This is a genomic window from Kocuria sp. WN036 (assembly GCF_002287015.1).
GTDB classification, from domain to species: domain Bacteria; phylum Actinomycetota; class Actinomycetes; order Actinomycetales; family Micrococcaceae; genus Kocuria; species Kocuria rosea.
In genome coordinates this window covers 70,975-87,662 of sequence record NZ_NSKF01000006.1, presented here as the reverse complement: position 1 = coordinate 87,662, position 16,688 = coordinate 70,975, and the positions used below count along the sequence as shown (strand labels likewise).

The 16,688-nt window shown below is 72.4% G+C and carries 12 protein-coding genes and 2 tRNA genes; 12 read left to right on the top strand and 2 right to left on the bottom strand.

The features are described 5' to 3' along the window. Positions 1-170 precede the first annotated feature (170 nt). From CK505_RS05900 to CK505_RS05890, 3 genes are read left to right on the top strand one after another with little or no spacing between them, the layout of a single operon-like run. Positions 171-692 (top strand): ribose-5-phosphate isomerase, encoded by a 522-nt coding sequence (locus CK505_RS05900; protein ID WP_035930062.1) that lies wholly within the window; start codon positions 171-173, stop codon positions 690-692. Beyond that, entirely contained in the window at positions 693-1,583 is an 891-nt protein-coding gene (locus tag CK505_RS05895; RefSeq protein ID WP_095650529.1) for an Fpg/Nei family DNA glycosylase, read from the top strand. Positions 1,584-1,615: 32 nt separating this feature from the next. Then, the gene (locus CK505_RS05890) at positions 1,616-2,257 is read left to right on the top strand and encodes a methyltransferase domain-containing protein (protein ID WP_095650528.1); all 642 of its coding nucleotides are present in this window, start codon (positions 1,616-1,618) and stop codon (positions 2,255-2,257) included. A gap of 82 nt (positions 2,258-2,339) precedes the next feature. On the opposite strand, the gene CK505_RS05885 is transcribed toward CK505_RS05890, so the two are convergent. Then, positions 2,340-2,410, bottom strand: a tRNA-Gly gene (locus tag CK505_RS05885). A 225-nt stretch (positions 2,411-2,635) separates the two neighbouring features. Between CK505_RS05885 and CK505_RS05880 the strand changes: the two genes are divergently transcribed. The 6 genes from CK505_RS05880 (at position 2,636) to CK505_RS05855 (ending at position 7,972) form a co-directional block, all read left to right on the top strand. Then, a tRNA-Pro gene (locus tag CK505_RS05880) sits at positions 2,636-2,708 on the top strand. 109 nt (positions 2,709-2,817) lie between these two features. After that, positions 2,818-4,269, top strand: coding sequence for a trigger factor (tig, locus tag CK505_RS05875; RefSeq protein WP_158279214.1), 1,452 nt, complete (start codon positions 2,818-2,820; stop codon positions 4,267-4,269). 268 nt (positions 4,270-4,537) lie between these two features. Further along, positions 4,538-5,125: an ATP-dependent Clp protease proteolytic subunit gene (locus CK505_RS05870; protein WP_229587529.1), complete on the top strand. Its 588-nt coding sequence runs from the start codon at positions 4,538-4,540 to the stop codon at positions 5,123-5,125. 61 nt (positions 5,126-5,186) lie between these two features. Then, the gene (locus CK505_RS05865; protein ID WP_017834585.1) at positions 5,187-5,864 is read left to right on the top strand and encodes an ATP-dependent Clp protease proteolytic subunit; all 678 of its coding nucleotides are present in this window, start codon (positions 5,187-5,189) and stop codon (positions 5,862-5,864) included. Positions 5,865-6,015: 151 nt separating this feature from the next. Next, entirely contained in the window at positions 6,016-7,311 is a 1,296-nt protein-coding gene (gene clpX, locus CK505_RS05860) for an ATP-dependent Clp protease ATP-binding subunit ClpX (protein WP_095650526.1), read from the top strand. Positions 7,312-7,375: 64 nt separating this feature from the next. Next, the gene (locus CK505_RS05855; RefSeq protein ID WP_095650525.1) at positions 7,376-7,972 is read left to right on the top strand and encodes a DsbA family protein; all 597 of its coding nucleotides are present in this window, start codon (positions 7,376-7,378) and stop codon (positions 7,970-7,972) included. 90 nt (positions 7,973-8,062) lie between these two features. Here CK505_RS05855 and valS read toward each other — a convergent pair whose 3' ends face one another. Then, the gene (valS, locus tag CK505_RS05850; RefSeq protein ID WP_095650524.1) at positions 8,063-10,723 is read right to left on the bottom strand and encodes a valine--tRNA ligase; all 2,661 of its coding nucleotides are present in this window, start codon (positions 10,721-10,723) and stop codon (positions 8,063-8,065) included. A gap of 85 nt (positions 10,724-10,808) precedes the next feature. Here valS and CK505_RS05845 point away from each other — a divergent pair, with 85 nt between their 5' ends. From CK505_RS05845 to CK505_RS05835, 3 genes are all read left to right on the top strand, one after another. Beyond that, the gene (locus CK505_RS05845; RefSeq protein WP_095650523.1) at positions 10,809-11,588 is read left to right on the top strand and encodes an SDR family oxidoreductase; all 780 of its coding nucleotides are present in this window, start codon (positions 10,809-10,811) and stop codon (positions 11,586-11,588) included. A 299-nt stretch (positions 11,589-11,887) separates the two neighbouring features. After that, positions 11,888-15,259, top strand: a complete 3,372-nt coding sequence (gene ileS / locus CK505_RS05840) for an isoleucine--tRNA ligase (protein WP_095650554.1) — start codon at positions 11,888-11,890, stop codon at positions 15,257-15,259. Then, positions 15,256-16,629, top strand: a complete 1,374-nt coding sequence (locus CK505_RS05835) for a folylpolyglutamate synthase/dihydrofolate synthase family protein (RefSeq protein ID WP_035930036.1) — start codon at positions 15,256-15,258, stop codon at positions 16,627-16,629. Before ileS ends, CK505_RS05835 begins: the two co-directional genes overlap by 4 nt. The last annotated feature ends 59 nt before the right edge of the window (positions 16,630-16,688 follow it).

Below are 16,688 nucleotides of genomic sequence, written 5' to 3'. Positions count from 1 at the left end.
GACCGGTGGGCCGCAGGGGATCGTCCCATTATGTCAGCCGGGTCCCAGCCGCCCGGGGAGGCCCTGCGGTGTGCGCGGCACGCACTACGCTGGAGGGCGGCCGGTCCGTCCGCGCGGGCCCTGCGCCTCGATCCCGCCCCGTTCCCGCGAACCCCAGGAGCACGCCGCCCATGCGCGTCCACATCGCCACCGACCACGCCGGCCTGGACCTCTCCCGCTACCTGGTCGAGGAGCTCGTCGCCGCCGGCTACGACCTCGTCGACCACGGCCCCGCGGAGTACGACGCCCTCGACGACTACCCCGCGTTCTGCATCAGCGCCGCGCGCGCCGTCCGGGCGGACCGGGAGGCGGGGCTCGACTCCCTCGGGATCGTCCTGGGCGGGTCGGGCAACGGCGAGCAGATCGCCGCCAACAAGGTCGAGGGCATCCGTGCCGCCCTGGCCTGGAACCTGGACACTGCCCGGCTCGCGCGCCAGCACAACGACGCCCAGGTCGTGGCCGTCGGTGGGCGCCAGCACCCGCAGGAGGAGGCGCTGGCGATCGTCCGGGCGTTCCTCGCGGAACCCTTCTCCGGGGACGAGCGCCACGAGCGCCGGATCGCCCAGATCGGCGAGTACGAGTCCACCGGCACCGTCGCGGGAAAACTCGAGGACCTGCGCCCGCGCGAGTTCCCGGCCGCCCGGGAGGCCTGAGTGCCGGAGGGCCACTCGGTCCACCGCCTCGCCCGCCAGTTCGCCGACTGCTTCATGGGCCAGGCCCTGGCCGTGAGCTCCCCGCAGGGGCGCTTCGCCGCCGGGGCGCACGCCCTGGACGGCGCCGTGCTGGAGGGGGCGCGGGCCCACGGCAAGCAGCTGTTCCTCGACTTCGCCGGGGATCGGGTGCTGCGCTCGCACCTCGGCCTCTACGGCGCGTGGAGCTTCGGCGGCACCGACCGCTTCCGCGGCGCCTCCTCCATCGGGGCCCCGCGCCGGATCGGGGAGCGGGAGGCGCACGACGACGACGCCGCCCCCGCCGGCCCGCTGCTGCCGCCGGCGCCCGTGGGGGCGGTGCGCGTGCGGCTGGTCGGGGACGAGGGCTGGGCCGATCTGCGCGGGCCGGCGCTGTGCGTGCTGGAGAGCTCCGCCGAGGCCGAGGCGGCCCGGGCGCGGCTGGGCCCGGACCCGCTCGACCCGCACGCGGACCCCGCGGCCTTCGTGGCCGCCGTGCGGCGCAGCCGCCGCCCGGTGGGCGCGCTGCTCATGGACCAGGCCGTGCTGGCCGGGGTGGGCAACATCTTCCGGGCGGAGTCCCTGTTCCGCCGCGGACTGGACCCGATGACGCCGGGGCGCGCCCTCGACGAGCCGGTGCTGCTGGAGCTGTGGGCGGAGAACGCGGCCCTCATGCGCACGGGCGTGCGGCTGGGCCGGATCCTGACGACCGACGCCGCGGACCGCCCGGGGATCCCGGAGGCGCAGGCGTGGCCCGGGCACGCCCACCTCGTCTACCAGCGCCAGGGCCTGCCGTGCCGCCGGTGCGGGACGCCCGTGGCGGCGGGGGAGCTGGAGGGGCGCACGCTCTACTGGTGCCCCTCCTGCCAGCGCTGACCGGGTCGGGTTCCACGGCGTAGCCTGGAGCCGTGTCCAGTTGTTGCGGCGCGCCCGGTTACCGGCGCGTCTTCGGTCCCCGCTTCGCGCGGCGCCTCGCCCGCCGGTACCGGCGGCGGGGCCTCGACCGCGCCTCCCGGCGGGTCGTGGACTTCCTCGCCGCCCAGGGCGTCGAGGGGGCCAGCGTGCTGGAGATCGGCGGCGGCGTGGGCGGGATCCAGCTCGAGCTGCTGCGCCGGGGCGCGGCACGGACCACGAACCTGGAGCTCGTGGACTCCTACGAGGCCGAGGCCGCGGAGCTGGCCGCCGCCGCCGGGGTGTCCGGCCGCGCGGTGCGCCGGCAGCTCGACATCGCGACGGACCCGGAGGCGGTCGCCCCGCACGACGTCGTGGTGCTGCACCGGGTCGTGTGCTGCTACCCCGACCACGAACGGCTCCTGGGCGCCGCCGCGGACCGGGCGACGCGTCTGCTCGTGTTCAGCCACCCGCCCGGGCACCGCCTCCTGCGGGCGCTCGCCGCCCTGGAGAACCTGGGCCTCCGCGCCGCCGAGACGCCCTTCCGCACCTACGTGCACTCCCCGGCGGCCATGCTCGCCGTCCTGCAGGAGCACGGGCTGCGTCCCGTGCACGCGGACCGGGGCGCGGTGTGGCGGGTGGTCGGGCTGCGCCGCTGAGACGCGCCGGGGGCCGGGCCGAGGTGCCGCCGGGGACGACGAACGCCCCGGTCCAGCGGGACCGGGGCGTTCGTGCACGGAGAGGGGATGACGGGAATCGAACCCGCGTAATCAGTTTGGAAGACTGAGGCTCTACCATTGAGCTACATCCCCGCGGAGCGCTCTGTCGAGGCCTTCCCATTAACCGGCCCGGCGCGCGCGGTGTCAAATCCCGGGGCGCGGGCGCACCCGCGGAGCGCGGTCGGCAGGACGCCGGCGGGCCGTGCGGAGCGGGGTCCGGCGGGCCGAGGTGCGGCCCCGTCCGCCCAGCCGGTAGACTCGCCGGTGGTCCGTGCTCGTGCACCGGACCGCAGTCGTTGCAGCCGAGGCTGCAGGTACCGGGGCGTAGCGTAGTGGCTAGCGCGCCTGCTTTGGGAGCAGGAGATCGCAGGTTCGAGTCCTGTCGCCCCGACGTTGGAGCGGCTGCCCGGTCCTGCCGGGCAGCCGCCTTCCCGACTGTCCCGGGCCGGAGAGCGGCACCGGAAGACCCAACCGACCTACCACTCAGGAGTGCAGCGGAAGTGAAGAGCGCCGTCGAGAAACTCAACCCCACCCAGGTCAAGATCGTGGTGGACGTCCCGTTCGCGGAACTGAAGCCGTTCATCGACCAGACCTACACCTCGCTCGCCAACCAGATCCAGGTCCCCGGCTTCCGCCGCGGCAAGGTTCCGGCGCGGCTGATCGAGCAGCGCGTGGGCTTCGACTTCGTCGTCGAGAACGCGCTCAACGAGGGCCTGAACACCTTCTTCCAGCAGGCGCTGGCGGAGAACGAGATCACCCCGCTGACCCAGCCCCAGGTCGAGGTCCTCGCCAAGCCGGACGAGACGGACCGCGAGGCCGACGTCAAGGTCGAGATCGACGTGGCCGTGCGCCCCGAGATCGAGCTGCCCGACTACAAGGGCCTCGAGGTCGAGGTGGAGGCCCGCGAGGCCTCCGCCGAGGACGAGCAGAAGGCCCTCGACGAGCTGCGCGGGCGCTTCGGCACCCTCAAGACCGTGGACCGTCCCGCCGTCGAGGGCGACTTCGTCACCCTCGACCTGCAGGCCCTGGTCGACGGCGAGGAGGTCGACGCCGCCAACGACCTGTCCTACCAGGTGGGCGCCGGCACGATGCTCGAGGGCATGGACGAGGCCATCACCGGTCTGTCCGCCGACGAGGACGCCACCTTCGAGACCAAGCTCGCCGGCGGCGAGCACAGCGGCGAGGACGCCGTGGTCAAGGTCAAGGTCACCGCCGTCAAGGAGCGCGAGCTGCCCGAGGCCGACGACGAGTTCGCCCAGCTGGCCTCCGAGTTCGACACCATCGAGGAGCTCAAGGAGGACCTGAAGAAGCAGGCCGCCGAGGGCACCGTGGTGGAGCAGGGCGTCGAGGCCCGCGACAAGGTCCTGGAGAAGCTGCTGGCCCTCGTGGAGATCCCCGTGCCGCAGGCCGTGATCGACGAGCAGATCGCCCAGCACTTCGACAACCCGCAGGCCGAGGCGGACCACGACACCGCGGACCACCGGGCCGAGGTGCAGAAGAACGCCGAGGACGCGTTCCGCAACGAGATCGTGCTGGACGCGGTCGCCGAGGCCGAGGAGATCGGCGTCGAGCAGTCCGAGCTGATCGACTACATCATCAACATGTCCCAGCAGTACGGCATGGACCCGAACCAGTTCGCCCAGCTGCTCGACTCCTCGGGCCAGGCCGGTCTGATGGTGGGGGAGGTGCGCCGCCGCAAGGCCCTGGCCAAGGTGCTGGAGTACGCGACGGTCACCGACACCGAGGGCAACACGGTGGACCTCTCCGAGTTCGTGCGCCCGCAGGGCGAGGAGCAGGCGGGGGAGCCCGCCGAGGAGGTCGAGCCCGAGGAGACCACCGCGGCCCCGGCCCCCGGCACCGAGGAGGAGTCCGCCGACTCGCCCGAGTCCGCGGAGTCCGCCGACTCCCCGGAGTCGGCCGACTCGGCGGACTCCCCGGACTCCGCCAAGTGACGTCCTGACGCCGCTCCCGACGACGCCGCCGTCCCGCCCGGGACGGCGGCGTCATCGTCTGCGGGGGGCACGCCCTCCGACCATGCGCCATCAGCGAACAACCCGGACGGGGACCGGCCGGGACCCGGGGCGGGCACTAGTGTTCTGTTCAGAGATCACCGGACCACACGGACGAAAGAGGCACTGTTACATGACCTCCGCTCACGAGTCGCCGTTCGGCTCGACCCACGCAACCTCCACCGGCCCGCGCCTGCAGGGCGGCGGCCCCATGGGCGGCCAGGACGACTACGTCTACAACCGGCTGCTCAAGGAGCGCATCATCTGGCTGGGCTCCGAGGTGCGCGACGACAACGCGAACCTCATCTGCTCGCAGATGCTGCTGCTCTCGGCCGAGGACCCCCAGGCGGACATCTTCCTGTACATCAACTCCCCGGGCGGCTCCGTCACCGCGGGCATGGCGATCTACGACACCATGCAGCTCATCCCGAACGACGTGGTGACCGTGGCCACCGGCCTGGCCGCGTCGATGGGCCAGTTTCTGCTGTCCTCGGGCACCAAGGGCAAGCGCTACTCCACCCCGAACGCCCGGATCCTCATGCACCAGCCCTCCGGCGGCATGGGCGGCACCGCCTCGGACATCCGGGTGCAGGCCGAGCTGATCCTGTCGATGAAGCAGCGCCTCGCGGAGCTCACCGCCGAGCAGACCGGCCAGTCCCTGGAGACGATCCTCCGGGACAACGACCGCGACAACTGGTTCGACGCCCAGCGCGGCCTCGAGTACGGCTTCTTCGACCACATCGCCAGCTCGGCCGGCTCCATGACCGGCGGCGGCGGGACCATGAAGGACCAGGAGTAGGACCTCGGCGGTCCCACCACGTCATCAGGCACGCTCTTCCAGACCTCCGAGGAACTCAACCATGACCTTCACCCACGGACCTTCGTCCACGGCCGGTTCCGCGGCCGCCCTGCCCACCAGCCGCTACGTGCTCCCGGACTTCGAGGAGCGCACCCCCTACGGGTACCGCCGGCAGAACCCCTATACCAAGCTGTTCGAGGACCGGATCATCTTCCTGGGCGTCCAGGTCGACGACGCCTCGGCCGACGACGTCATGGCGCAGCTGCTCGTGCTCGAGGCGCAGGACGCCGACCGGGACATCACGATGTACATCAACTCCCCGGGCGGGTCGTTCACCGCGATGACCGCGATCTACGACACCATGCAGTTCATCCGCCCCGAGGTCCAGACGGTGTGCCTCGGACAGGCCGCGTCCGCGGCGGCCGTCCTGCTCGCCGGCGGCACCCCCGGCAAGCGCCTGGCCCTGCCGAACGCCCGCGTGCTCATCCACCAGCCGGCCATGTCCGGTCAGGGCGGGGGCCAGGCCTCGGACATCGAGATCCAGGCCAACGAGATCATGCGCATGCGCGAGTGGCTGGAGGAGACCCTGGCCCTGCACTCCGGCAAGACCGCCGAGGAGGTCAACCGGGACATCGAGCGCGACAAGATCCTCACCGCGTCCGCCGCCAAGGAGTACGGGATCGTGGACCACGTCCTGGAGTCCCGGAAGATCCACAAGCCCGCGACCGTCACCTCCTGACCCGGGCGACCCGCCGCAGCCCACCCGCAGCGCCCCGGTGCGCCGCGACCCGACCGGTCGCGGCGCACCGGGGCGCCCTGGTGTTGGGGCGGGACCCGGTCCTCGCCTATCCTGGACGAGGATTCCCGTACCCCGACCAGAGGACTGTTTCATGGCGCGCATCGGCGAGACCGCGGATCTGCTCAAGTGCTCCTTCTGCGGCAAGAGCCAGAAGCAGGTCCGCAAGCTCATCGCGGGCCCGCGCGTCTACATCTGCGACGAGTGCATCGAGCTGTGCAACGAGATCATCGAGGAGGAGCTGAGCGAGGTCAAGGACCTCGAGCAGCAGGAGCTCCCCACGCCCCACGAGATCTACCAGCACCTCCACCAGTACGTGATCGGCCAGGAGACCGCCAAGCGGGCGCTGGCCGTGGCCGTGTACAACCACTACAAGCGGGTCCGGGCCGGCGAGAACGGCAAGCCCCTGTCCCTGGCCACGGCGGCCGGTGACGAGGACGTCGAGATCGCCAAGTCCAACATCCTGCTGGTCGGCCCCACCGGCTCCGGCAAGACGTACCTGGCCCAGTCCCTGGCCCGCAAGCTCGACGTGCCCTTCGCGGTGGCGGACGCCACGTCCCTCACGGAGGCCGGCTACGTCGGCGAGGACGTCGAGAACATCCTGCTCAAGCTCATCCAGGCGGCGGACTACGACGTCAAGCGGGCCGAGACGGGGATCATCTACATCGACGAGATCGACAAGATCTCCCGCAAGTCCGAGAACCCCTCGATCACCCGCGACGTCTCCGGCGAGGGCGTGCAGCAGGCGCTGCTGAAGATCCTCGAGGGCACCGTGGCCTCGGTGCCCCCGCAGGGCGGGCGCAAGCACCCGCAGCAGGAGTTCATCCAGATCGACACCACCAACGTGCTGTTCGTCGTGGCCGGCGCCTTCGCCGGGCTCGAGGACATCGTGGACTCCCGGGCGGGCCGGACGAGCATCGGCTTCGGCGCGGAGCTGAAGCAGAGCGGGCCGCGCCACGAGGTGATGGCCGACGTCATGCCGGAGGACCTGCTGAAGTTCGGCCTGATCCCCGAGCTGATCGGCCGTCTGGCCGTGGTGACCACGCTGCGCGAGCTGTCGGTGGCCGACCTCACCCGCATCCTCACCGAGCCGCGCAACGCGCTCGTGAAGCAGTACAAGAAGATGTTCCAGCTGGACGGCGTCGAGCTGACGTTCGACCCCGAGGCGCTGACCGCCGTCGCCGAGCTCGCGATCCAGCGGGGCACGGGCGCCCGCGGGCTGCGCGCCATCCTCGAGGACGTGCTCCAGCCCGTCATGTTCGAGCTCCCCAGCCGGGAGGACATCGCCGCCGTGCTGGTCACCGCCGAGGCCGTGGCCAAGCAGGCCGAGCCGGAGATCATCACCCACGAGATGATCCGCGAGGAGCAGAACCGGAACAAAACAGCCTGAGCCGTGGCTTCTACCCGGTGAAGCGTCCGCCACTCCCGGCGGACGCCCGCACGAGAGGAAGCTGATGACGGACAAGGTGGAGTTCTGGTTCGACCCCCTGTGCCCCTGGGCCTGGATGACCTCGCGGTGGATGGAGGAGGTCGAGCGGTTGCGCGACGTCGAGGTGCACTGGCGGATCATCTCGCTGGGCATCCTCAACGAGGAGAACCCCGGCAACCACCACCACGGCCACGAGGAGTCGATGTGGCTCGTGCGCGTGGTCGAGGCCGCGGCCCGTGCCCACGGTGACGAGTACAACAAGAGGCTCTACGACGCCATGGGCACGCGGCGCCACCCCGGGGGGATCGAGGACCTGGAGCGGATCATCACCGAGTCCCTCGAGGAGGTCGGCCTGCCCGCGGAGCTCGCCGCGGCCCGGCACGCCACCGAGTTCGACGACGCGCTGCGGGCCTCCACGGAGGCCGCCCAGGCGGTCGCCGGCGAGGACATCGGCACGCCCTGCATCTCCGTCAACGGCGTGGGCTTCTTCGGCCCGGTCTTCACGCCGGCGCCCCGGGGCGAGGACGCCGCCCGGGTCTGGGACGGCTGCCTGGCCCTGGTCTCCCACCACGGGTTCTACGAGCTCAAGCGCGGTCGTAACGAGGGCCCGATCTTCGACTGAGCAGCGACCCGGACCGACCCGGGTCCCGGACAGCACGAGGGCCCGGCCGCCGCGGCGGCCGGGCCCTCGTGCTGCGCACCGGGGACGGCGCTACCGGGCCGGCTCCTCCGCGGGGACCAGCTCGACGTCGCGCACGGCGAGGCCCTCGGGCCCGGCGACGAGCACGAGCTCGGCGGCGTTGCCCGCGGCCTTGAGGTCGCCCAGGCCCGCCTCGAGGCGGGCGACGTCCTCGGAGGCGGCCGTGATGGTCGCCGAGCGCACCTCGGTGCGCTGCTTGACCTTGGCCTCGGACTTGGCCTTGCGCAGCCCCGAGAGGGCCTCGCCCACGGTCGTGAGCACCTCCGGGTCGGCGTCGGTCACGGCGTCCGCGAAGCCCTCGACGCCCGGCCACGAGGCCCGGTGCACGGAGCCGGTGCGCCACCAGGACCAGACCTCGTCCGTGGCGAACGGCAGGACGGGGGCGAACAGGCGCAGCAGCGCGTCGAGGGTCGTGGCGAGCGCGGCGTGCACGGACGCCTGCGCGGCCGCCCCGCGGGCCCCGTAGGCCCGGTCCTTCACGAGCTCGACGTAGTCGTCGGTGAAGGTCCAGAAGAACTGCTCGGTGAGCTGCAGGGCCCGGGCGTACTCGTAGTCCCGGAACGCCTGGCCGGCGCGCTCCACGACCGTGGCCAGCTGGGCGAGCAGCGCACGGTCCACCGCGTCGGTCACGACGTCCGCGGACGCCCCGGCGCCGAGCACGGAGGCCTCGGTGACGCCCTGGGCGAGGACGAACTTCGAGGCGTTGAGCAGCTTGATGGCCAGCCGGCGGCCGATCTTCATCTGCCCCTCGTCGTAGGCGGTGTCCGCGCCCAGGCGGGCGGAGGCGGCCCAGTAGCGCACCGCGTCGGCCCCGTAGTTCTCGAGCACCTCGGTGGGGACCACCACGTTGCCCTTGGACTTGGACATCTTCTTGCGGTCCGGGTCGAGGATCCACCCGGAGAGCGCGGTGTTGGTCCAGGGCACCGTGCCGGCCAGCGACTCGGAGCGCACCACCGTGGAGAACAGCCAGGTGCGGATGATGTCGTGGCCCTGGGGCCGGAGGTCCATCGGGAAGGTGTTGGCGTGCAGCCGCTCGTCGAACGCCCAGCCGGTGGCGATCTGGGGGGACAGCGAGGACGTCGCCCAGGTGTCGAGCACGTCCGGGTCGCCGGTGAAGCCGTGCGGCTGATCCCGCTGGGTCTCGTCGAAGCCGGGGGCCGGGTCGGCGGCCGGGTCCACGGGCAGCTGGTCGAGGGCGGGCAGGACGGGGTCGTCGTAGTCCGGGTTGCCGTCGCCGTCGAGCCGGTACCAGACCGGGAAGGGCACCCCGAAGAAGCGCTGGCGGGAGATCAGCCAGTCGCCGTGCAGGCCCTCGATCCAGTTCTCGTACCGGGACCGCATGAACGCGGGGTGCCAGGCCATCTCACGCCCGCGCCCGATGAGCGCCTCGCGCCGGTCGGCGTCGCGGCCGCCGTTGCGGATGTACCACTGGCGGGAGGTGACGACCTCGAGCGGCTTGTCGCCCTTCTCGTAGAAGTTCACCGGGTGCATGACCTTCCGGGGCTCGCCCACCAGGTCCCCGGACTCCCGGAGCATCTCCACGACGGCCTGCTGCGCCGAGAACACGGTCTTCCCCGCGACCTCGGCGTAGCGCTCGGCCGGGGCGCCGGCGGCGATCCACTCGGGCGTCTCGCTCGCGAAGCGGCCGTCACGGCCGATCAGCGCCCGGGTCGGGAGGTCCAGCTCCCGCCACCACGTCACGTCGGTGAGGTCGCCGAAGGTGCAGATCATGGCGATCCCGGAGCCCTTGTCCGGCTTGGCCAGCGGGTGCGCCCGCACCTCGACCTCGACGTCGAACAGGGGGGAGCGCACCGTGGTGCCGAACAGCGGCTGGTAGCGCTCGTCGTCCGGGTGGGCCACGAGGGCCACGCACGCGGGCAGCAGCTCGGGGCGGGTGGTCTCGATGTGCACCGGCTCGCCGTCGGGACGGTGGAAGGCGACCCGGTGGTAGGTGCCCTCCCGCTCCCGGTCCTCAAGCTCGGCCTGGGCCACGGCGGTGCGGAAGGTGACGTCCCACAGGGTGGGGGCCTCGGCCATGTAGGCGTTGCCGGCCGCGAGGTCCTGGAGGAAGGCGCGCTGGGAGACGGCCCGGGAGCGGGCGTCGATGGTGCGGTAGGTGCGGGTCCAGTCCACGGACAGGCCCAGGGTGGAGAACAGCTGCTCGAAGACCTTCTCGTCCTCGACCGCCAGCTCCTCGCAGAGCTCGATGAAGTTCTTGCGGGAGACCACGTCCCAGTCGCGCTGGTTCTTCGCGGGCTTCTCCGGCGGGCGGTAGCCCTCGACGTAGGGCCTCGTGGGGTCGCAGCGCACGCCGTAGTAGTTCTGCACGCGGCGCTCGGTGGGCAGGCCGTTGTCGTCCCAGCCCAGCGGGTAGAAGACGTTCTTGCCGCTCATCCGCTGGAAGCGGGCGATCACGTCCGTCTGCGTGTAGGAGAACATGTGGCCGACGTGCAGGGAGCCCGAGGCGGTCGGCGGGGGAGTGTCGATCGAGTAGACCTGCTCGCGCGTGGTGTCCTCGTCGAAGGCGAAGGTGCCCTCCTCACGCCACCTGCGCGCGTACTTCTGCTCCAGGCCCTCCAGCGCGGGCTTGTCGGGAACGGTCACGGGCGTGGTCTCGGGCGTGGTCTCCGGTGCGGTCCCGGGCGTGTCTGTGCCCTGCGTGTTGTCAGCCATGCCGACCAGTCTCTCACGAGCCCCGGCGCGCGCCCCGACGCCCCGGTGCTTGGGCGGCGCCGGGCGCCCGGCTAGCGTGGGGCTCATGACCGATCAGCAGAGCCCCACCACGCACACCGGCAGGGTCGCCGTCGTCACCGGCGCGTCGACCGGCATCGGGCAGGCCACCGCGCGCGAGCTGCGCCGGTCCGGCTGGACCGTCTACGCGGTGGCCCGCCGCGCCGAACGGCTCGAGGCCCTGGCCCGCGAGACGGGGGCCGTGCCCGCGCCGTGCGACATCACCTCGGACGCCGACGTCGAGGCCCTCCGGGACCAGGTGCTGGAGGAGCAGGGCCGCGTGGACGCGCTGCTCAACATCTCCGGCGGCGCCCGCGGCACGGACCGCGTGGCCGAGGCCAGCACCGAGGACTGGGAGTGGATGTACCAGGTCAACGTGCTCGGCACGATGCGCCTGACCCGCGCCTTCCTCCCGGCGCTGCGCGCGAACGGCGAGGGCACCGTCCTGAACCTCACGTCCCTCGCCGCGCACCGGGCCTACGAGGGCGGCGGCGGCTACAACGCCGCGAAGTTCGCCGAGCGGGCCATGACGGAGGCGCTGCGGCTCGAGGAGGCCGAGCACAACGTGCGCGTCGTCGAGATCGCCCCGGGCCTCGTGCACACCCCGGAGTTCTCCCTCAACCGTCTCGGCGGGGACCAGGAGGCCGCGGAGAAGGTCTACGCGGGCGTGGACAAGCCCCTCACCTCAGAGGACGTCGCCCAGGTGTGCGCCTTCGCGGTGAACCTGCCCCACCACGTGGACCTCGACACCGTGACCATCAAGCCGGTCGCCCAGGCGGCCCCGCACAAGCTGATCCGCGGCCGGTAGCCCTCCCCGCGACCTCGGCGAAGTCGCCGGTGGGTTAAGATGGGGGCAGTCATCACGGCGTCGATCCGGCCATCACCGGGGAGTCTTCGGAAGAACAGGCCCGCCCCGCCCCGGGGCGCGCCCCAGTAGAACCGAACGGGTAAGCCCGTCACAGCAGTCGACGAGCGGCGGCCCGCGTCCCCCAGGGGACCGGGGCGCAAGCGAGGTGGTACCGCGTTCCGCCCCGGGCGACCGGCCGGCAGCGTCCTTGCACCCTGACCCGCACGAGCAGCACCGACGTCAGAACGAGGATGGACCCCGTGTCAGACCAGCCCGTCTACCCCAAGGCGACCACCGACCCCGCGGCCCGGGGCGTGCCCGCGGCGCCCGCGTTCCCGGCCGTGGAGGAGCGCGTCCTCGCCTATTGGGCGCAGGACCGCACGTTCCAGGCCAGCGTGGACCAGCGCGACCCCGGCCGGGACGGCTCCAACGAGTTCGTCTTCTACGACGGCCCGCCCTTCGCCAACGGACTGCCGCACTACGGGCACCTCCTCACGGGCTACGTCAAGGACCTCGTGGCCCGCTACCAGACCCAGCGGGGCCGCCGGGTGGAGCGCCGCTTCGGCTGGGACACCCACGGCCTGCCCGCCGAGCTCGAGGCGATGAAGCAGCTCGGGATGGCCGACAAGCAGGAGATCGAGCGGATGGGCGTCGCGGCGTTCAACGACGCCTGCCGGTCCTCCGTGATGAAGTACGCCTCCGAGTGGCAGGACTACGTCACCCGCCAGGCCCGGTGGGTCGACTTCGACAACGACTACAAGACCCTCAACCCGGACTACATGGAGTCCGTGATCGCCGCGTTCAAGGCGCTCGACGACAAGGGCCTCGTCTACTCCGGCTACCGCGTCCTCCCTTACTGCTGGAAGGACGAGACCCCGCTGTCCAACCACGAGCTGCGGATGGACGACGACGTCTACCAGGACCGCCAGGACCAGACGGTGACCGTCACCTTCCCCGTGCTCGACGACGCCTCCTGGGCGGTCCGGCCCGAACTGGCCGCCGAGCTCGCCGGGGTGGAGGCCCTCGCCTGGACCACCACGCCCTGGACGCTGCCGACCAACCAGGCGATCGCCGTGGGCCCCGAGATCGTCTACGCCGTGGTCCCCGGCGCCGGCGAGCTCGAGGGCCGGCGCTTCCTGGTCGCCGAAGAGCTGCTGGGCGCCTACGCGAAGGACCTCGGCTGGGGCGAGGCCGAGGACCCGGCGGCGGCCGCGGCCGCGGCGGTGACCGCCCGGCACCGCGGGGCCGACCTCGAGGGGCTGCGCTACCAGCGGCTGTGGGACTACTTCGCGGACGCCGAGCGCTTCGGCACGGGCACGTCCTGGCAGTTCGTCGTGGCCGACTACGTCACCACCACCGACGGCACCGGGCTCGTGCACCAGGCGCCCGCCTACGGCGAGGACGACCAGAACGTCTGCGCCCGCTACGACATCCCCGTGGTGCTCTCCCTCGACGAGTCCGGGGTGTTCTACCGGCTCTTCGAGGACGAGCGGCTCGCCCCCGGCGCGCCCCTGGCCGGGATCGCCGGGCGCAACGTCTTCGACAAGGACGTGGCCCGCACGGTGGTCCGGGACCTCAGGGCCCAGGGCCGGCTGGTCCGGGAGGCCAGCTACGAGCACCCGTACCCGCACTGCTGGCGCTGCCGGAACCCGCTCATCTACCGCGCGGTGTCCTCCTGGTTCGTGGAGGTCACCCGGATCAAGGAGCGGATGGTCGAGCTCAACCAGCAGATCACCTGGATCCCGGAGAACGTCAAGGACGGCCAGTTCGGCAAGTGGCTGGAGAACGCCCGCGACTGGTCGATCTCCCGCAACCGGTACTGGGGCACGCCCATCCCGGTGTGGGAGTCCGACGACCCCGAGCACCCGCGCCGCGACGTCTACGGGTCCCTCGCCGAGCTGGAGGCCGACTTCGGCCGGCTGCCCGTCAACGACCGGGGCGAGGTCGACCTGCACCGGCCCTGGATCGACGAGCTGACCCGCCCGAACCCCGACGACCCGACGGGCGCCGCCACGATGCGCCGCGTGCCCGAGGTGCTGGACGTGTGGTTCGACTCCGGGTCGATGCCGTACGCCCAGGTGCACTACCCCATGGAGAACCGGGAGTGGTTCGAGACCCACAACCCGGGCGACTTCATCGTGGAGTACATCGGCCAGACCCGCGGCTGGTTCTACACGCTGCACATCCTGGCGACCGCGCTGTTCGACCGGCCCGCGTTCCGCAACGTCATCAGCCACGGCATCGTGCTGGGCTCGGACGGGCAGAAGATGTCGAAGTCCCTGCGCAACTACCCGGACGTCAACGAGGTCCTGGACCGGGACGGCGCGGACGCGATGCGCTGGTTCCTGATGTCCAGCCCCATCCTGCGCGGCGGGAACCTGGTGGTCACGGAGCAGAGCATCCGCGACGGCGTGCGCCAGATGATGCTGCCGCTGTGGAACGTCTACCACTTCTTCGGCCTCTACACGAACGCCGCGAACGGCGGCGCCGGCTACGAGGCCCGGACCCGCCACGACTCGGAGCACGTGATGGACCGCTTCGTGCTGGCCGCCACCGGCCGGCTCGTGACGGACGTCCAGGACGCCTTCGACCGCTACGACGTCTCCGGGGCCGCGGAGCGCCTGCGCTCCTACATGGACACCCTGACCAACTGGTACGTGCGCCGCTCCCGGGACCGGTTCTTCGACGAGGACACCGTCGCCTTCGACGTGCTGTACACCTGCCTGGAGACCGTCTGCCGGGTGGCCGCCCCGCTGCTGCCCCTGGTCGCGGAGGAGATCTGGCGCGGGCTGACCGCCGGGCGCTCCGTGCACCTGACCGACTGGCCGGACGCCTCGCTGTTCCCCGCCGAGGCCGACCTTGTGGCGCGCATGGAGACGACCCGCACGATCTGCTCCAACGGCTCCGCCCTGCGCAAGGCCCACCAGCTGCGCGTGCGCCAGCCGCTGGCCGGGATGACCGTGGTGGTGCCCGGGGGAGACGAGCTCGCGGGCACCTTCGAGCGCATCGTCGCGGACGAGCTGAACCTCAAGTCGGTGACCCTGCTCGACGCCGGCCAGGCCTCCGCGGAGCAGTTCGGCATCTCCCAGCAGCTCAAGGTCAACGCCCGCGCCGCGGGACCCCGCCTGGGCAAGGGCGTGCAGGCCGTGATCAAGGCCGCGAAGTCCGGGGACTGGAGCACGGCCGAGGACGGCACCGTCACCGCCGGCGGAACGGCGCTGCAGGAGGGCGAGTACGAGCTCGAGACCGTCGTGGCGCAGGACGCCGCGGCCGGGTCCCGCGCCGTGGCGGTCCTGCCCGGCGGCGGCTTCCTTGTCCTCGACACCGAGCTCACCCCCGAGCTCGAGGCCGAGGGCACCGCCCGGGACATGGTCCGGGCGATCCAGCAGGCCCGCAAGGACGCCGCCCTCCAGGTCTCCGACCGGATCCGCACCGTCGTCACCGCCGACGAGCGGACGGTCGCCGCCCTCGAGGCCAACCGCGGGCTCGTGGCCGGCGAGACGCTCTCCGCCGAGCTCGAGCTGCGCGTGGGCGAACCGGCCGTGGCCGTGTCCGTCGTGGGCGCCCCGACCGGGGCCTCCGCCGGCACCTCCGCCGGCACCTCCGCCGGCAACGGGGCGGTGCGGGCGTGAGCGCCCCCTTCGCCGGGACCGGTGGGGCGGGGACCGTCGAGGAGGTCTACGCCCGGCTGCTCGAGCGCGCCCCCGAGAACCGGATGGCCCCGCGCCTGGACGCGATGCGCCGGACCATGGAGGTCCTGGGGGAGCCGCAGCGCGCCGCCCCGGTGATCCACCTGACCGGCACGAACGGCAAGACCTCGACCGCCCGGATGGTGGAGGCCCTGCTGCTCGCCCACGACCTGCGGGTGGGCCGCTACACCAGCCCCCACCTCTCCCGGGTCACCGAGCGGATCAGCGTGGACGGCGCGCCCGTCGACGACGAGACCTTCGTGCGCGTCTTCGGCGAGATCGCCCCGTACCTGGGCTTCGTGGACGCCGAGCTGGCCGAGCGGGGGGAGCCCCGGCTCAGCTACTTCGAGACCGTCACGGCGCTCGCGTTCGCCGTCTTCGCGGACGCGCCGGTCGACGTCGTCGTCCTCGAGGTGGGCATCGGCGGCTCCTGGGACGCCACGAACGTGGCGGACGCCGCGGTGTCCGTGGTCACCCCGATCGACCTCGACCACACGGACCTGCTCGGCGACACGCTCGGGGAGATAGCCACCGAGAAGGCCGGGATCCTCAAGCCGGGCGGGTTCCTCGTCTCCGCCGCGCAGGACCCGGAGGCCGCCGAGGTGCTCCTCGCCCGGGCCCGGGAGCTCGGCGTCCCGTTCCGCTTCGGCGGCGTGGAGTTCGGCGTGGAGGCCCGCGCCACGGCCGTGGGCGGTCAGGTGCTCACGCTCCAGGGCCTGGCCGGGCGGTACCCCGAGGTCCTGCTGCCGCTGTTCGGCGCCCACCAGGCGGAGAACGCGGCCCTGGCCCTCGCCGCCGTGGAGGCCTTCCTGGGCGGCGGGGAGAAGGAGCTCAACCCCGAGCTGGTCCGCACCGGGCTGGGCGCCGTCGAGTCCCCGGGACGCCTGGAGCTGGCCCGCAAGGCGCCCCCGGTGGTCCTCGACGCCGCGCACAACCCGCACGGGCTCACGGCCGCGGCGGCCGCCCTCAAGGAGGCCTTCACGTTCGGGAAGCTCAACCTCGTGGTGGGGATGCTCCGGGAGAAGGACGCCGAGGCGATGCTGCGGGTCCTGCTCGACGAGTACGAGGAGTTCCACACCGAGTTCTGGTTCACCCGGTCCTCCTCGCCCCGGGCGGTCGACCCGCAGGAGCTCGTGGAGCTCGCCGTGGACCTCGGCTTCCCGGAGGACGTGGTCCACGCCGTCCCGCAGCTCGACGACGCGATGACCGAGGCCGTCCAGGACGCCGCCGCCCGCCCGGAGTTCGACGGCGCCGTGCTGGTCACGGGCTCGATCACCGTGGTCGGCGAGGCCCGCACGCTGCTGGGGCTGTGACCGTGCCCCGCGCCCCGCACCGACCGCACCCCCCGCAGGAGAGGACCCGTCCCACGTGG

Bases quoted from the DNA above. Each gene is read 5' to 3' on its own strand.
- CK505_RS05855 (WP_095650525.1), top strand. From the start codon at position 7,376: ATGACGGACAAGGTGGAGTTCTGGTTCGACCCCCTGTGCCCCTGGGCC.
- CK505_RS05845 (WP_095650523.1), top strand. From the start codon at position 10,809: ATGACCGATCAGCAGAGCCCCACCACGCACACCGGCAGGGTCGCCGTC.
- CK505_RS05870 (WP_229587529.1), top strand. From the start codon at position 4,538: ATGGGCGGCCAGGACGACTACGTCTACAACCGGCTGCTCAAGGAGCGC.
- CK505_RS05900 (WP_035930062.1), top strand. From the start codon at position 171: ATGCGCGTCCACATCGCCACCGACCACGCCGGCCTGGACCTCTCCCGC.
- CK505_RS05865 (WP_017834585.1), top strand. From the start codon at position 5,187: ATGACCTTCACCCACGGACCTTCGTCCACGGCCGGTTCCGCGGCCGCC.
- valS (WP_095650524.1), bottom strand. From the start codon at position 10,723: ATGGCTGACAACACGCAGGGCACAGACACGCCCGGGACCGCACCGGAG.
- clpX (WP_095650526.1), top strand. From the start codon at position 6,016: ATGGCGCGCATCGGCGAGACCGCGGATCTGCTCAAGTGCTCCTTCTGC.